Source organism: Micromonospora sp. NPDC049523 (assembly GCF_040676775.1).
Taxonomy (GTDB): domain Bacteria; phylum Actinomycetota; class Actinomycetes; order Mycobacteriales; family Micromonosporaceae; genus Micromonospora_G.
This window is the reverse complement of sequence record NZ_JBFAPP010000038.1, coordinates 1-16,988: the sequence shown is the minus strand read 5'-3', so window position 1 is coordinate 16,988 and position 16,988 is coordinate 1. Positions and strand designations below refer to the sequence as shown.

The 16,988-nt window shown below is 70.7% G+C and carries 13 protein-coding genes; 11 read left to right on the top strand and 2 right to left on the bottom strand.

Annotated features, from left to right (window positions below; genetic code table 11):
- Positions 1-16 precede the first annotated feature (16 nt).
- The gene (locus tag AB0J90_RS34000) at positions 17-463 is read left to right on the top strand and encodes a hypothetical protein (RefSeq protein ID WP_363603184.1); all 447 of its coding nucleotides are present in this window, start codon (positions 17-19) and stop codon (positions 461-463) included.
- Positions 464-534: 71 nt separating this feature from the next.
- Positions 535-999 (top strand): hypothetical protein, encoded by a 465-nt coding sequence (locus AB0J90_RS33995; protein ID WP_363603131.1) that lies wholly within the window; start codon positions 535-537, stop codon positions 997-999.
- Positions 1,000-1,045: 46 nt separating this feature from the next.
- Here AB0J90_RS33995 and AB0J90_RS33990 read toward each other — a convergent pair whose 3' ends face one another.
- The gene (locus AB0J90_RS33990; protein ID WP_363603129.1) at positions 1,046-2,050 is read right to left on the bottom strand and encodes a GNAT family N-acetyltransferase; all 1,005 of its coding nucleotides are present in this window, start codon (positions 2,048-2,050) and stop codon (positions 1,046-1,048) included.
- Between the two features lie 79 nt (positions 2,051-2,129).
- Between AB0J90_RS33990 and fdxA the strand changes: the two genes are divergently transcribed.
- The 8 genes from fdxA to AB0J90_RS33950 all read left to right on the top strand — a co-directional run bounded on the left by fdxA (position 2,130) and on the right by AB0J90_RS33950 (position 14,884).
- On the top strand, positions 2,130-2,456 hold the full coding sequence (fdxA, locus tag AB0J90_RS33985; protein WP_326562642.1) for a ferredoxin: 327 nt from the start codon (positions 2,130-2,132) through the stop codon (positions 2,454-2,456).
- Between the two features lie 77 nt (positions 2,457-2,533).
- Positions 2,534-3,619 carry a succinyldiaminopimelate transaminase gene (gene dapC, locus AB0J90_RS33980; protein WP_363603182.1) on the top strand — a complete coding sequence of 362 codons (1,086 nt, stop codon included), beginning with the start codon at positions 2,534-2,536 and terminating at the stop codon, positions 3,617-3,619.
- A 299-nt stretch (positions 3,620-3,918) separates the two neighbouring features.
- On the top strand, positions 3,919-7,869 hold the full coding sequence (locus tag AB0J90_RS33975) for a ThuA domain-containing protein (RefSeq protein WP_363603127.1): 3,951 nt from the start codon (positions 3,919-3,921) through the stop codon (positions 7,867-7,869).
- A gap of 151 nt (positions 7,870-8,020) precedes the next feature.
- Positions 8,021-9,172, top strand: a complete 1,152-nt coding sequence (locus AB0J90_RS33970; protein ID WP_363603125.1) for an acyl-CoA dehydrogenase family protein — start codon at positions 8,021-8,023, stop codon at positions 9,170-9,172.
- Between the two features lie 52 nt (positions 9,173-9,224).
- On the top strand, positions 9,225-9,896 hold the full coding sequence (locus AB0J90_RS33965; protein WP_363603123.1) for an SIMPL domain-containing protein: 672 nt from the start codon (positions 9,225-9,227) through the stop codon (positions 9,894-9,896).
- Positions 9,897-9,907: 11 nt separating this feature from the next.
- Positions 9,908-10,546: a nucleoside/nucleotide kinase family protein gene (locus AB0J90_RS33960; protein WP_363603121.1), complete on the top strand. Its 639-nt coding sequence runs from the start codon at positions 9,908-9,910 to the stop codon at positions 10,544-10,546.
- Between the two features lie 204 nt (positions 10,547-10,750).
- Positions 10,751-13,849: an EAL domain-containing protein gene (locus tag AB0J90_RS33955; protein WP_363603119.1), complete on the top strand. Its 3,099-nt coding sequence runs from the start codon at positions 10,751-10,753 to the stop codon at positions 13,847-13,849.
- A 117-nt stretch (positions 13,850-13,966) separates the two neighbouring features.
- Positions 13,967-14,884 (top strand): DUF559 domain-containing protein, encoded by a 918-nt coding sequence (locus AB0J90_RS33950; RefSeq protein ID WP_363603117.1) that lies wholly within the window; start codon positions 13,967-13,969, stop codon positions 14,882-14,884.
- Positions 14,885-14,991: 107 nt separating this feature from the next.
- On the opposite strand, the gene AB0J90_RS33945 is transcribed toward AB0J90_RS33950, so the two are convergent.
- Positions 14,992-15,549, bottom strand: coding sequence for a sugar O-acetyltransferase (locus AB0J90_RS33945; RefSeq protein ID WP_363603115.1), 558 nt, complete (start codon positions 15,547-15,549; stop codon positions 14,992-14,994).
- A gap of 197 nt (positions 15,550-15,746) precedes the next feature.
- Between AB0J90_RS33945 and AB0J90_RS33940 the strand changes: the two genes are divergently transcribed.
- Positions 15,747-16,988 (top strand): S8 family serine peptidase (locus AB0J90_RS33940; RefSeq protein WP_363603180.1); only part of this gene is annotated, 1,242 nt, incomplete at its 3' end.

Genomic DNA, 16,988 nt, shown 5'->3' with positions numbered 1-16,988 from the left:
GTCCGAGTCCCCGCAGCTGTCGCCCGATCCGCAGCCACCGCGCCGGGCGGCGCTCGTCGGGATCCTCGACCGGCTGCTCCGGATCGCCGGTGGCGTGGTGGCGGTGGTCGCCGCGGTGGTGACCGCCACGCTGGAACTGCTGCTGTCCACGCTTCGGGTCGGCGGTCACCTGATCGGTGCGTCGGTGCTGGTCGCGGTGTTGGCGAACCTGGTACTGAGCTGGTTCGCGTACCGGACGGTGGGGCGGCGGTGGGCGGTGGCGCTGCCCGCAGTGCCGTGGTTCGGGCTGATGGTGGTCGCCGCCGGCAAGACCAGCGAGGGCGACGTCCTGCTGGCCGGGGACAACTGGGTCGGCATCGTCATGATCTTCGCCGGGTCGATGGCTTTCGCCGTGATGGCGTTCCGGCTGATGCTCGCCCCCCGCCCCGGTACGCTCCCGCCGCCGAGCCGCCCGGCTGGCTGATGGAACCTCCCAGGTCGGGATGGTAAGTATCTGGGAGCGTTACGGGGTTCGGCTGCTTCTGGAGGCGTGCGATGAAGGACCGTTGGCTGCCGGTCGGGGTGCTCGCGGCAGTGCTTTTCCTGATCAACGTGGTCGCCCGGCTGGTCATCCGGATCGGGTTCGACAACGATGCCGAGACCTCCGACCGGCTCTCGCTGGGCATGTTCGCGCTGATCGGGCTGATCCTGGCGACGATCGCGTTCGTACGGGGCCGGCGGCAGCCGGTTGCCCGCTGGGGCGGGGACGTGGCGGTCGCTGTACTGAGCGCCATGGCGCTGACCGTCATCGTCGGGCCGTTCGTCAGCGGAAGCTACCCGTTCGCCAACGGCGCGGGTGAGTTCTTCTCGCAGATCTGGCTCTATGCCGGGTTCGCCGGCACCGGCACGCTGCTCGGGTTCCTGGTGCTGACCGCGCTCGGCCTGGACTACCGCTCCCAGTCCCTCAAGCGGTACGCCGAGACCAAGCTGGCCAAGCCGCGCCGGGTGGTCCGCCGCTGAACCGTGCGGCGTAACGGTCCACGCCACCAAACCCGGGCGTACCGGCTCACGCCGCGGGCTGTACCCGGGTGAGGTAGGTGTGGTGGGTGGTGAAGCCGAGCCGCCGGTAGAGCGCCACGGCAGCCGTGTTGCGCTCCTCCACCTGGAGGAACACGTCGGTGGCGCCGAGTCCGGCGGCCCAGTCGACCAGTGCCCGCACCACGTGCTGGGCGAGCCCCTGCCGGCGGGCTTCGGGCACCACCTCGATGCTCGTCAGGCCCAGCCAGCGGCCGTCACCGGTGACGGTGCCCCGGCCGGCGGCGAGCAACGCGCCGCTGGGTCCGTACAGGTGGGCGAAGCGGACCTGGTCCACGGCGGTGAGCAGGTGTCGGGCGGCGGCCGGGAGGCTGTCCAGTGGGTCCGCGCCGACGGTGCGGCCGGCGTGGCTGGCCTTGCGGGCGGCGGCCAGGGCAAGCCAGCCGTCCGACGGGGTGGCGGCCAGTTCGACCGGGGGCAGGTCGGTCCGGTGCGGCGTACGGCCGCGGACAGTGGCCAGCGGAGCGGTCTGCATCAGGGTCGGCGGCCGGGTGGTCCAGCCGCGTTCGTCGAGCGCCACGCCGACCGGCGCGGCGAGCGGTAGCGGCGTGTTGATGATCGCGGGCTGGCCGCGGTCGGCGTACCAGCGCTCGACGGCGTCGATCGCGGCCTCCAGGGGCCGGTCCGGGTCGCCGATCGGCAGGGCGGAATTGCCCCGCCCGGTCCAGCCGTCGGCGGAGCGCAGCAGCCAGCCGCCGAGCCGGTCCTGTACGGGCGCGGGCCAGGCCTCGTTGGCGGCGAGTTCGAGGGCGACGACCGCCGTCGCGTTCGGTCGTCGGGCGGGCGGGACGCGCTTGGCCCGGTGCACCTCGGCCAGCGGCACCCGGAGGTTCCCCCGGTCGGTGGCGAGGGTGAGATGGGTCTCGGTGAGGTCGACCAGCTCACCTAGAGCATCCGTGAAGAGCTGCCGGTCCTCACGAACCCCTACAATTCGACGGACTACCACCCGGTGTCCCACATCCTGCCGTCGGAGCACGATCGCCCCCCTCCTCGGCGAGATACTAGGCTCTTACCCGTCGCGGTTGATCGCGGCGTAGCTTGCGGAGGAGAGATCGGTGACCTACATCATCGCCGAGCCGTGCGTCGATGTGCTCGACAAGGCATGTATCGAGGAGTGCCCGGTCGACTGCATCTACGAGGGCAACCGGATGCTCTACATCCACCCCGACGAGTGCGTCGACTGTGGGGCTTGTGAGCCGGTCTGTCCGGTGGAGGCAATCTTCTACGAGGACGACGTGCCGGAGCAGTGGAAGGACTACACCTCGGCGAACTACGAGTTCTTCGAGGACCTCGGCTCGCCCGGGGGCGCCTCCAAGGTCGGCAAGGTGGAGAAGGACGCCACCTTCGTCGCGGCGCAGGAGCGGCGCGGAGAGGGACACTGAGCGGCGTACCGACCGGTGGGGGCGTCGCCCCCGGTGGTGGGAACGGGAGCGGGTCGTCGGGTCCGGCGCGGAGCCGGATCGACGGCCTGCCGGACTTTCCCTGGGATCTGCTGGCGCCGGCCAAGGTGGTCGCCGGTAAGCACCCGGACGGGATCGTCGACCTCTCCATCGGCACGCCGGTCGACCCGGTGCCGGAGCTGGTCCGGGCGGCGCTGGCTGCCGGCTCGGACGCGCCGGGCTACCCGCTCACCGCGGGCACGCCCGCGCTGCGGGAGGCGATCGCCACCTGGGCCGGGCATAACTGCGGGGCGGATCCGGCCGCGATCGGCGTACTGCCGACGCTCGGTTCCAAGGAACTGGTCGCCTGGCTGCCCACCCTGCTCGGCATCGGGCCGGGTGACGTGGTGGTCATTCCCCAGGTCTGCTACCCGACCTACGAGGTCGGCGCCCGGCTCGCCGGGGCCACCGTGGTCCGCGCCGACTCGATGACCGCGGTCGGTCCGACCTCCCGGGTACGCCTGGTCTGGGTCAACTCCCCGTCTAACCCGACGGGTCAGGTGTTGCCGCAGGCGCACCTGCGCAAGGTGGTCGACTGGGCGCGTGAGCGCGGCGCGGTGGTGGCCAGCGACGAGTGTTACCTGACCCTGGGCTGGGAGTCCGAGCCGGTCTCGGTGCTCTCGCCGGAGGTCTCCGGTGGCTCGTACGACGGGCTGCTGGCGGTGCACTCGCTTTCCAAGCGGTCGAACCTGGCCGGCTACCGGGCCGGGTTCGTGGCCGGTGACCCGGCGCTGGTGAGCGGCCTGCTGGCGGTACGCAAACACGCCGGAATGATCGTGCCGGAGCCGGTGCAGGCGGCCATGGTCGCCGCGCTCGGCGACGAGGAGCACGTGGCGGTCCAGCGCGACCGTTACGCGGCCCGGCGCGAGGTGTTGCGCCCTGCGCTGCTGAAGGCGGGCTTCACGCTAAGCCACTCGGTGGCCGGGCTCTACTTCTGGGCCAGCCGGGACGAGGACTGCTGGACCACGGTCGACTGGTTGGCCGAGCGCGGCATCCTTGCCGCTCCCGGCGCCTTCTACGGTCCGGCGGGTGAGCGTCACGTCCGGTTCGCGGTCACCGCGACCGACGAGCGGGTCGCCGCCGCGGCGGAGCGCCTCGCGGGCTGATCGGCTGCGCCTCGCCGGCTGACCAGCCGCCGGCGAGGCCCGGCAATCCCGGCGCGAAAATTCTGTAATCGATCAAGGGCTTCCAGGTCCATTCGGGCTTTTGGGAGAGCGCTCTCAGGATTGCCGAAACAATCCTTGACGAGCCCGCAATCCAGCCGTAACGATGTATGCGCATACCTCGCTCAGCCATCGACCGTCGGCGTGTCGGTCATGGGCGGGAGAGCGCTCTCGGCACCACACACACCGCAAGGGCGTGATCGGCGCACGCCGTCCTCCATCGCACCAGGAAAGGACTCCCCGTGCGTAGATCACTGCGATCGTGGCTCGGCGCTGTGCTGAGTGCGGTCCTCGTGGTGGGCGGCATCGTCGCCATACCACCGGCGGCCAGCGCCGCCGCGTTCAGCGTTCTCGTCTTCTCCAAGACCGCCGGCTTCCGGCACGGCTCGATCACCCCCGGCATCGCCGCGATCCAGGCGCTCGGCTCGGCCAACGACTTCACCGTGGAGGCCACCGAGGACGCGGCCCAGTTCACCGACGCGAACCTGGCCCGGTTCAAGGCGGTCATCTGGCTCTCCACCACCGGTGACGTACTCAACGCGGCGCAGCAGGCCTCGTTCGAGCGGTACATCGCGGCCGGCGGCGGTTACGTGGGCGTACACGCCGCCTCCGACACCGAGTACGACTGGCCCTGGTACGGCGGGCTCGTCGGTGCGTACTTCGCCTCGCACCCGGCCGAGCAGACCGCGACGGTCAAGGTGGCCGACCAGGTGCACACGTCGACCGTCGGCCTGCCGCAGCGCTGGTCCCGGTTCGACGAGTGGTACAACTACCGCACCAACCCCCGGGGCACCGTGCACGTGCTCGCCACCCTGGACGAGACCACGTACACCGGCGGCAGCAACGGCGCCGACCACCCGATCAGCTGGTGCCAGAACTACGGCGGTGGCCGATCCTGGTACACCGGGATGGGACACACCGACGCGTCGTACGCCGACGCGAACTTCCGCAAGCACCTGCTCGGCGGCATCCTCGGCGCGTCCGGCACCGTGGCCACCGACTGCGGCGGCACCGTCAACAGCAACTTCCAGCAGGTCGAGCTGGCCAAGGGGGTGGCCGAGACCGGTGAGCCGATGACCCTCACCGTGCTGCCCGACCGCGGCGTGCTGCACACCTCGCGCAACGGCGTGGTCCGGCACACCGACGCCGCCGGCAACACCAAGGTCGCCGGCACGCTGGCGGTCTACACCGGTGACGAGGAGGGGCTGCAGGGCATCAAGGCCGACCCCAACTTCGCCACCAACCGCTGGGTCTACCTCTACTACGCGCCACCGTTGAGCACCCCCGGCGGCGGTGCGCCGGCCACCGGCACGCCGGCCCAGTTCGCCCCCTGGAACGGCGTCAACCGCCTCACCCGGGTCACCCTCAACGCCGACAACACGCTGAACCTGGCCAGCGAGGTGCTGGTCCTGGAGGTGCCGACCAGTCGGGGCATGTGCTGCCACGTCGGTGGTGACATGGACTTCGACGCCGCCGGCAACCTCTACCTGTCCACCGGCGACGACACCAACCCGTTCGACTCGGCCGGCTTCAGCCCGATCGACGAGCGGGCCGACCGCAACCCGGCCTTCGACGCCCAGCGCACCTCGGCCAACACCAACGACCTGCGCGGCAAGGTGCTGCGGATCAAGCCGAGCGCGGCCGGCGGCTACACCATCCCGACCGGCAACATGTTCGCGCCGGGCACCGCCCGGACCCGTCCCGAGATCTACGCGATGGGCTTCCGCAACCCGTTCCGGATGAGCGTCGACAAGGCCACCGGTGTGGTCTACCTCGGCGACTACGGGCCGGACGCGGGCACCGCCGACCCGAACCGGGGACCGGCGGGCAACGTGGAGTTCGCCCGGATCACCCAGCCCGGCTTCTACGGCTGGCCCTACTGCACGGCGCGCAACGACGCGTACAACGAGTACACGTTCCCGAGCGGCCCGTCGGGTGCGAAGTACAACTGTGCCGGCGGCCCGATCAACAACTCGCCGAACAACACCGGCCTGACCCAGTTGCCGCCGGCCGTGCCGGCCTGGCTGCCGTACGGCGGCTCGGGCAGCCCGCCGGAGTTCACCGGTGGCGGCCTGTCGCCGATGGGTGGCCCGGTCTACCGGTACAATGCGGCCTCCACCTCGGACGTGGCGTTCCCGCAGTACTACGACGGCACCTTCTTCGCCGGCGAGTTCGGCCGCCGCTGGATCAAGAACGTGAAGATCGACTCGGCCGGCGAGCCGCTGAAGATCAACTCGTTCCCGTGGACCGGCACCCAGATCATGGACATGGAGTTCGGCCCCGACGGCGCCCTCTACGTCCTCGACTACGGCACCGGGTGGTTCAACGGCGACGCGAACTCCGCGCTCTACCGGATCGAGTACGCCCGCGAGGGCAGAGCGCCGCTGCCGAAGGTCACCGCGACCCCGACCAGCGGGGTGGCACCGCTGACCGTGGCGTTCTCCTCGGCCGGCACGCTCGACCCGGACGGCGACCCGTTCACGTACGCCTGGGACTTCGACAACAACGGCACCACCGACTCCACCGCCGCAAACCCGAGCTTCACGTACACCACCAACGGCGTACGCAGCCCGACGTTGACCGTACGGGACAGCACCGGCAAGACGGCCACCGCGAGCGTGGTGGTGACCGTCGGCAACAGTGCGCCGGTGGTAACCGTGAACACCCCGCTCAACGGCTCCACGTTCAACTTCGGCGACGCGGTGCCGTTCACCGTGACCGTCACCGACGCCCAGGACGGCGCGATCAACTGCGCCCGAGTCAAGGTCAACTACGTCCTCGGCCACGACTCGCACGGTCACCAGCTCGGCAGCGTGCAGGGCTGCACCGGGGTCATCCAGACCTCGGCCGACGGCGAGCACGACACCGCGGCGAACATCTTCGGCATCATCGACGCCGAATACACCGACCTGGGCGGCGGCGGCCAGGCGCCACTGACCACGCACACCCAGGCCGTACTGCAACCGCGTACCCGCCAGGCCGAGCACTTCGGCGACTCCAGCGGCATCCAGGTCACCGCACCCGGCAACGCGCAGGGCGGCGGGGCGATCGGGTACGTCGACAACAACGACTGGATCTCGTTCACCCCGTACAACCTGACCGGCATCCAGTCGTTCAGTGCCCGGGTCGGCGCCCCGGCCGGCGGTGGCGGCACCCTCGAACTGCGGGTCGACTCGCCCACCGGACAACTGGTCGGCTCGGCCACGGTGGTGCCGACCGGCGGGTACAACACCTGGGGCACCGTCACCGGCGCGGTCACCGCACCGACCGGCACCCGCACGCTCTACCTGGTGTTCAAGGGCACCGGGCCGTACTTCGACGTGGACGAGTTCACCCTCTCCACCCAACCCGGCGGCGGCCCGGGACCGGACCCCGATCCGGATCCCGAACCGAGCGCCAACCTGGCCCTGAACAAGCCCGCCCGCACCTCCAGCATCGAGGGCGCGTTCGTCGCCGGGAACGCCTTCGACGGGGCGATCGGCACCCGCTGGGCCAGCGCGTTCAGCGACCCGCAGTGGATCGACGTCGACCTCGGCGCCTCGTACGCGATCAACCGGGTCAAGCTGACCTGGGAGGCGGCGTACGGCAGCGCGTACCAGATCCAGACCTCGCCGGACGGGGTCACCTGGACCACCATCCGGAGCGTGACCGGCGGTGACGGCGGGGTCGACGACCTCACCGGCCTGACCGGCACCGGCCGCTACGTACGCCTCAACGGCACCGCCCGAGGCACCGCTTGGGGCTACTCGCTGTTCGAGTTCGAGGTGTACGGCGGCGGCAGCGGTCCGAACAACCCGCAGCCCGGCGCCAACCTGCTGCTGAACAAGCCGACCCTCGTCTCCAGCAGTGAGGGGGCCGGCATGGCCGGCGCCCAGGCGGTCGACGGCAGCCTCACCACCCGCTGGTCGTCGCTCTTCGCCGACCCGCAGTGGCTCCGTGTCGACCTCGGCACGCCCACCGCGATCGGCCGGGTCAAGCTGACCTGGGAGGCGGCCTACAGCAGCGCGTACCAGATCCAGACCTCGAACGACGGCACCACCTGGACCACCGTGCGCTCGGTGACCGGTGCCAACGGCGGGGTGGACGAACTGACCGGCCTCGGCGCCAACGGCCGCTACATCCGGGTCAACGGCACCGCCCGGGGTACGGCCTACGGCCACTCCCTCTGGGAGTTCGAGGCGTACGCCAGCTAACCACCACCACAGCTGTGGCCGGTACGGGATCTCCCGTACCGGCCACAGTGCTGTCGGCCCCGCTGTCCGGTCGGCTGATCCGGTTGGGTGAGCTGTCCGGATCTTGACCCTCTTCGATGCTTTCTGGCCGCCACGTCCTACGCTGGCGGCCATGTCGCTGGAGCTGATCGACGAGGTTCGTGCTCTCTCCGCCCGGATCCGGGCGCTCGCGCCGCAGATCGAACACGACCGGGCGATGCCGGAGGAACTCGTCTCCGAGCTTGCTGGGCTGGGGCTGTACCGGCTCGCCGCGCCGCGGATCGTGGGTGGCATCGAGGCCGATCCGCTGACCATGTTCGAGATCTTCGAGGAGTTGGGCCGGGCCGACGGCTCGGTCGGTTGGTGCACGATGATCGGCGCGGCGACCGCGTTCACGCTGGGCTACCTCGATGAGCCGACCGCGGTTGAACTGCTCACCGACCCCCGGTTCCTGATCACCGGTGTCGCGGCACCGTCCGGTCGGGCCACCGTCGTGCCCGGCGGCTACCGGGTACGCGGCCGCTGGTCGTTCGCCAGCGGCAGCCGCCAGGCCACCCACCTCGTCGGCGGCTGCCTCGTGTACGACGGGGACGAACTCGTCACCGGCCCCGGCGGGGTGCCGCAGATCCGGCACGCGATCATGCCCGCCGCCGAGGTGACCGTCCACGACAACTGGGACGTCGTCGGGCTCTCCGGCACCGGCAGCCACGACATCGAGGCGCTCGACGTGTTCGTCCCGTCGGCGTACACGTTCTCGATCTTCGGGCCGCCGCGCGACGGCCGGCCGCTCAACCGGTTCCCGGTGTTCGGGCTGCTGGCGTTCGGCATCGGCGCGGTGGCGCTCGGCATCGGCCGCGCCGCGCTCGACGAGTTCGCGCGGTTGACGGGGGAGAAGCGCGACCCGCTGACCGGGCAACCGCTGGGCGGCAAACCGATGACCCGGGTGGTGCTCGCCGAGGCCGAGGGAATCCTCGGCGCCGGTCGGGCGTACCTGGTCAGCGAGATCGCCGAGTGCTGGCGGCTGGTGTCGGCGGGTGAGGTGGTGCCGGTCGAGCGCCGGGCGCGGCTGCGACTGGCCATCGTCCACGCGGCCGGGAGCGCCGCCCGCGCCGTCGACCTCGTCTACCACGCCGGTGGCGGGAACTCGGTCCGGCTGGCGAGCCCGCTGCAACGCTGCTTCCGGGACGTACACGTGGCGACCCAGCACGCCATGGTCAACCTGGACGTACTCGAAACGGTCGGCGGGGTGCTGCTCGACCAACCGGTGGTCACCGTACGGCTGTGATCCCGTGACCGATCGCTCGCCCGATCGACCGGCGGCGCCTAGGGTTGGGGACATGGTCGATGGTCCGGTGGTGGTCGTACGCGGCGAGGCGTTTCGTGAGGTGCCGCCGGAGCTGGCGCGCTTCCAGGTGACGGCGACAGCACGGGACAAGGACCGGCAGGCCACGCTGGCCCGGCTCGCCGAACGGGCCGAGGCCGTACGCACGCTGATCGACTCGTACGGTGCCGCGATCGAGCGCCGGGAGAGCGGCCAGCTGCAGGTGTACCCCGAGGTCAAACGCGCCACCGAACGGGTGGTCGCGTACCACGGCAGCGTGAGCACGACGGTGACCGTCACCGACTTCACCGTGCTCGGCGAGCTGATGCTGCGGCTGGCGGACCGGGACCAGACGCAGGTCAACGGACCGTGGTGGGAACTGCGGCCGGGTAGTCCGGTCTACCGGGAGGCGCGCCGGGCCGCGATCGGCGAGGCCGTCGAGCGGGCCCGGGAGTACGCCGACGCGCTCGGCTCCCGGGTGACCGCCCTGGTCCAGCTCGCCGATGCCAGCTCGGACCAGCCTCGGCCGATGATGATGGTCGGCTCGGCGCAGAGTTACCGGGCCAAGGGTGCGATGGACAGCGTTCCCGAACTCGACCTCGATCCACAGTTGCAGAGCATCCAGGCCAGCGTCGAGGCCCGGTTCACCATCAGCGAGCCGACGGTGCTCGCCGAGCCGCGCGACTGAGTCGGGCAGTCGTGCCCGTACCGGCGCAGCCGTACACCTTCGACCAGCTTGTCACGCGGGCCCGCGCCCTCGCCGGAGCCGGACCCCGTCGAATGCTCGGCATCACCGGCGCACCCGGCGCCGGCAAGTCCACCCTGGCCGGTCGGTTGGTCGACGCGCTCGGCCCCACTGCGGCGCTGGTCCCGATGGACGGCTTCCATCTCGCCGAGGCCGAGTTGCACCGCCTCGGCCGGCACGCGCGCAAGGGTGCCGTCGACACCTTCGACGGCGCCGGTTTCGTGGCCCTGATGCACCGGCTGCGTACGGTCGTCGACACCACCGTGTACGCGCCGGAGTTCCGCCGGGAGCTGGAGGAGTCGATCGCCGGGGCGATCGCCGTGCCGCCACAGGTACGGCTGGTGGTCACCGAGGGCAACTACCTGTTGGTGCCTACCCTGCCCTGGGCCGAGCTGCGCGGCCTGCTCGACGAGGTGTGGTTCCTCGACCTCGACGCCGACGAGCGGTTGCGGCGGCTCACCGAACGGCACATCGGCTTCGGTCGGGAGGTGACCGAGGCGGCCGCCCGTGCCCGCGGCACCGACCAGGTCAACGCGGACCTGATCGAGACCACCGCGGTCCGCTCCGATGTGGTCGTACGACTTTCCGAGTGACAGCATCGGCCGGGTTCGCCGGCAACCGGTGCCAACCAGGTGAATATCCCTCATCAAGAGTCGGGTACCCGACGCGCACGCCCATCGGAGTGAACCACTACCCGGCGGGGCGATAGCGAAGCGCATCGAGGACTGGTAAACCGGGCGGACAACGTCGTTTCGGTGGGTTCGGGACGTTGACTTTCGAACATCGACAGGAGGCCCGTGTCCGCACGGAAGGTATTGACCTGGTACGCCGCCGGAATGGGTGTACTGGTCGGCTGTTTCTTCGTCGTGCCGGTGCTGCGTACCGTCCTGTCCGGGCTGGTGGGCCTCGGTGGTGCGGCGGCCGTCGTGGTCGGCGTACGGTGGCACCGCCCGCGACGCGGATACACCTGGTGGCTGCTTTCCGCCGGCATGGCGCTGCTGGCCGTCGGCGATGCGCTCTACAGTGTCGACCCGGGATTGCCGAGCGACGCGCCGGCCTCGGCGGCGGATGTTTCCTATCTGTTGATGTTCCCGTTGATCGGCGCGGGGCTGCTCGGACTCACGAGATCAAACATTGTCACCCGTGACCGCTCCCAGTTCTTCGACTTTCTGATCTTCAGCACCGCGGCCGGATTCCTGCTATGGATCTTTGTCCTCGCTCCATATCTGACCGAACCCGGAGTGAGCCCGTTCAGCAGCTCGACCCTGGCCGCGTTCGCCCTGGCCGATCTGCTGCTGCTGGCGACCACCGTCCGGCTGCTGACCACCACCCGGATAAACCCGGCCGCCGTACTGCTCGTGATCGGGGCCGCCGGTCTGCTCGCCGCCGACCTGGGCTACGGCATCGCCCTGCTCGACGACGGCTGGCAGCCGGGCGGACCGGTCGAACTGGGCTGGTTCGCCTTCTCCGTCTGCTGGGGCGCCGCCGCCCTGCACCCGGACATGACCCAGCTCACCGAACCGGCGCCACCACGGCAGATCGAGGTCGGCCGGCTGCGCCTGGTGCTGCTCGGGATGGCCGCCGTACTCGCCCCGGCGGTGCTTCTCCTCCAGGCCGTGACCGGTGAAGTACGCGACGGCACCGTGATCGCGGTGGTCTCCGGGGTGATGTTCGTGCTGGTGCTCAGCCGGCTCGCCGACGCCGCCGACGCGCACCGGCTCGCTGTCGCCCGGGAACGTAGCCTCCGTAAGGCCGCCGCCGACCTGGTCTCGGCGACCGCCGCCCGCGAGGTCGACCGGGCGGTACGCGCCGCCGTCGCCCGCCTGGTGCCGAAGCACGCCGCACACCGGGTGGTGTTCACCGTCAACCGGGCCGACGGGGTGCCCGCGGTGGCGACCAGCATCTGGGGCCCCACCGTGAACGAGCCGTCCGCGTACTACCCGGCGCCGAGCGTGGCGACCGCCCGCCGGACCCGGGTGCTGCGGGTGGGCACGCTCCAGCCGGCCCTGGCCGAGCAACTGGGACAGTTCAAGACCGCCGTGCTCTGCCCGCTGGTGCTCGACGAACGGGCCACCGGACTGCCCCGCGTCGGAGCCCTGCTCGTCGCCGCCGATCCCGAGGTGCTCGCCGGGCTGCGCGACTCGCTGGAGGTGCTGGCCGCACAGGTGGCGCTGGCGCTGGAACGGATCGGACTGAGCCAGGAGATCAGCCGCCGCGACAGCGAGGCCTATTTCCGCAGCGTGGTGCAGAACGCCACCGACGTCATCCTGGTCGTCGACGACGACCGGTCGATCCGGTACGCGAGCCCGTCGGTCCGAACCGTGATCGGCATCGAGCCGACCGACTGCACCGAACTGACCTCGGTGGTACACCCCGACGACGAGGAGATGCTGGACGACCTGCTGGAACCGGTCCGCGCGGCCGGAGAGTGGGCCGACTGGACCGTACGGCGCCCCGACGGCGAACGGATCCACCTGGAGGTGAGCTGTCGGGACCTGCGCCGGGACCGGACCGTGCGCGGGCTGGTGGTGACGATGCGGGACATCACCGAGCGGCGCCGGCTCGAACAGGAACTGACCCACCGGTCGATGCACGACGTACTGACCGGCCTGGCGAACCGCGCGTCCTTCCAGGACCAGGTGTACGCGGCCGTCGGCCACGCCCGACGCAGCGGCCGTACGGTCGGCGTGCTCTGCGTCGACCTGGACGAGTTCAGCTCGGTCAACGACGCCCACGGTCACGCCGTCGGCGACGGGCTGCTGGTCGCGGTCGGGCAGCGGCTGCGTGAGCTGGTGGGCGCCACGGGTCTGGTGGCCCGGCTCGGCGGCGACGAGTTCGCCGTCCTGGTGCCCGACGCGGAGAACCCGGAGCAGGCGGAGCAGCTCGCCGACGAGATCATCCGAGCCCTCGCCGAGCCGCTCGCCGTCGGCGACACCCTGGTCAACGGCTCGGTCAGCGTCGGCGTGGCGACCAGCGCCGACGCCACCGACGCGGGCGAGCTGCTCAAACACGGCGACCTGGCCCTGTACGTGGCGAAGGGCGCCGGCAAGGGCCGCTGGTGCCGCTACCAGTCGGAGCTGCACACCGCGATCGTGCAGCGGCTCGAACTGCGTACCGCGCTGGCGGAGGCGGTCGAGCGGCGCAGCTTCGTGGTCGAGTACCAGCCGATCGTCGAACTCCGCAGCGGCGCCGCCGCCGGGTTCGAGGCTCTGGTCCGCTGGCACCACCCCGGTCGCGGGCTGGTCCCACCGGACCAGTTCATCGCGCTGGCCGAGGAGACCGGGCTGATCGAGCAGATCGGCGACTGGGTACTCCGCCAGGCGGTCGCCGCCGCCGGGCGCTGGCGACAGGACCGGCCGCCGACGGCCACGCCGTACGTCAGCGTCAACGTCTCGGCCCGGCAACTGCGCGCCGGTGGTTTCGTCGACCGGGTACGCGACGCGCTGTCCACGGCCGACGTACCACCGACGCTGCTCATGCTGGAGATCACCGAGAGCCTGCTGCTCCGCGACGACGAGCGGGTCTGGGCCGAGCTGACCGAACTGCGGACCCTCGGCGTACGGGTGGCGATCGACGACTTCGGCACCGGTTTCTCGTCACTGAGCTACCTGCAGCAGATGCCGGCCGACGTGATCAAGATCGATCGGTCGTTCACCGCGACGGTCGCCTCGTCCCGCCGGCAACTGCTGTTGCTGGAGGGCATCATCCGGCTGGCCGGAACGTTGAGCCTGGACATCGTCGCCGAGGGGGTGGAGACCGAGGAGGTACGGATGCTGCTGATGGACATGGGCTGCGCCTCCGGCCAGGGTTATCTCTTCTCCCGCCCGCTCGCCGAGGAGGACGCCAGCCGGTGGGCCCCGCAACGCCGTACCCCCGCCCCGATCCAGCGCGGCTGAGGCATCCCGTTAGCACATCCGTGCTTGATCGGCCTGTTTTCCACAGCCGTCGAGGTTGTCCACAGAGCAGTTCCGCGCTGGTTGCCGGCGTACCACGGCTCGGGCAGCCTCGGCCGTGTGGATCCGGGACTACGAACGCTGCTGGAGGCGGGCGGCGGCCTGGTCACCCGAGCGGCCAGCCAGCGAGCAGTGCCGAGATGGGCGATCGACAACGCGCACCGGTCCGGGGCCCTGCGGCGGGTGCTGCCCGGGGTGTACCTGGACCCGGATCGGGAGAGCGAGCCGGACCTCCGGTGCCGGGCGGCGCTCGCGTACGTCCGTGACCGGGGTGCACTGAGCCACACCACCGCGCTCTCGCTCTGGGGTTGCCGCGAGTGGGTGCCCGACGTCGAGGTGCACGTGACCGTGCCCGCGGCGGTACGGCTGCGTTCATTTCCCGGCCTCGTACTGCACCGCGTCGACGGGTTCGAGCCGCAACCGCCGTACGCGGTGCTTCGACAGGGGCGAACGGTGACGAGGCTGGAGCGGTCTCTCGTCGACTCGTGGCCGCTGCTGCCCGTGGACGAACGCAGGGCGGTGGTGATCGGGGCGGTCAATGCGCGACTGACCACGGTGGCGCGTCTGCGCGAGGCCCTCGCGGGGGCGCCCAGACTGCCGGCTCGGCGCGAGTTCCGAGTGCTGTTGGAGCGGCTCGCGATCGGTTGTCGCAGCCCGCTGGAGATCTGGGGTCACGAGCGGGTTTTCAGCGGTCCGGGAATGCCGAACTTCCTCCGCCAGCACCACGTACGGGCTGTCGGGCAGGCTTTCGATCTGGACGTCTACGCCGAACGGGAACGGGTCGACTTCGAGTTGGACGGGGCGGCCTGGCACGGCGACCGGCGGCAGCGGGAGGCTGACGTACGCCGGGACGCCCTGCTCGCCACGCTTGGCATCCTGGTGGTCCGCTTCACCCACCGCCGGCTGACCCACGAGCCGTCCGAGGTCCGCCGCGAAGTCATGGCCATCCTCGCCGCCCGCAACCGGCCTACTTCTTGATCCACGCGCTCTCAGCTGTTCCCGAGCACCCCCGGCGAACAGCTCAGCGCGCAATGATCATGGCGGGGCGGGGCGCGGCGGGGCGCGGCGGGGCGGGGCGGGGGGAGTCAGGGGAGGTGGCGGTGGATTCGGGCGGGGTTGCCTACGGCGATGACGTTGGAGGGTAGGTCCCGGGGGACGACGGCGCCGGCGCCCACCACCGTGTTCTCGCCGATGGTGACGCCAGCGAGGACGATGGCACCGCCGCCGAGCCAGGCGTTGTCGCCGATGACGATCGGCTGGGCCGCTTCCCACTTGGCCCGGCGTGGCTCGGGTTCGGTCGGGTGGGTGGGCGTCAGCAGTTGGACGTTCGGTCCGATCTGTACGTCCGCACCGATCGTGATCGGCGCTACGTCGAGCATGATCGCTCCGTAGTTGACGAAGGTGCCGGAGCCGATGCTGATCTGGTAGCCGAGATCGCAGTAGAACGGCGGGCGTACGCCGACCCCGTCGCCGACCGATCCGAGCAGTTCGACGAGGAGCTGTCGGCGCAGTTCGGGCGCGCTGACGCTGCTGGTATTGAAGCGTTCCATCAGCAGTGCCGCCCGTTGCGCGTCGGCGACGATCTCCGGATCGTCGGCGAGGTACAGCTCGCCGGCCAGCATCCGTTCCTTGTGCGAGGCCATCGCTTTCCTCCGGATTGTGCGACCACCGTAGGCGCGCGCCGGACCTGGCGCTGCCTGCCACGGGCCGTTCCCACAATGATCATTGCGTCGAATGTGGGTGGAGCGTCGGAAATGATCACAAGCGATTGAATGGTCTAATTCTAGATAGCCTTGGGGGTATCCGATGCATACCCAGTATGCAATGCTGACCGGTGTCCATGCAGGACCTGGCATCTAGGAGATGTCGACCGGGGAGGTTTGCGTTGCAGTTGCCGAGGAGATTGACCGCAGTCGTACTAGGGGTCGGGTTGGTGCTGGGCACCGGTTCGGCAGGCCTGGCCGCACCCGTACCGACGGCGGCGAAGCCGTCGACCGCAGCACCGAAGGCACGGGCCCAGGCTCAGCCGGTGACGGTGACCCTGCTGACCGGTGACCGGATCACGCTCGCCTCGCCCGACGCCCGCACCGGCTCGGTGCAGCCGGGCAAGGGGCGCGAGAAGATCCAGTTCATCGTCAACCGGGAGCCCGACGGCCTGTACGTGATCCCACGGGACGCGTCCGCGCTGGTCCGGTCCGGGCAACTCGACCGGCGACTGTTCAACGTCACCGGGCTGGTGCAGGCCGGCTACCACGACGCCGCGCGGGACAACCTGCCGCTAGTCGTGACGTACCGGGCCGGTGCCGTGGCTTCGGCTGCCGGCACACTGCGGGGCGCGGGTGCGCGGGTCACCCGGGAACTGCCGGCGATCGGCGGAGCCGCGGTCGCGGCCAGCAAGGCCGGCGCCGGTGCCTTCTGGGCCGGTGTCACCACCGGTCAGGCCGGTGCCCGTACCGCCACTGCCGGTGGGATCGAGAAGATCTGGCTGGACGGCAAGCGGCAACTGACCCTGGACCACAGCGTGCCGCAGATCGGCGCGCCCGCCGCGTACCAGGCTGGCTTCACCGGTAGTGGAGTCACCGTCGCGGTGCTCGACTCCGGCGTCGACGTGAACCATCCCGACCTGGTCGGCAAGGTCGCCGACGCGCAGAACTTCAGCGAGGAGGCCGATCCCGGCGACATCGTCGGACACGGCACCCACGTCGCCTCGATCATCGCCGGCAGCGGCGCCGCCTCCGGCGGCAAGTACCGGGGCGTCGCGCCCGACGCCACCCTGGTCTCCGGCAAGGTCTGCGAGGAGTTCGGCTGCACCGAATCGGCGATCCTCGCCGGGCTCCAGTGGGCGGCCGTGGACAAGCAGGCGGATGTGGTCAACATCAGCCTCGGCGGCTACGACGGACCGGAGATCGACCCGATCGAGGAAGCCGTCAACACCCTCACCGCGCAGACCGGCACGCTCTTTGTCATCGCCGCCGGCAACGACGGCGCGGACGCCTCGGTCGGCTCGCCGGGCAGCGCCGACGCCGCCCTGACCGTCGGCGCGGTGGACCGCGACGACAAACTCGCCGACTTCTCCAGCCGC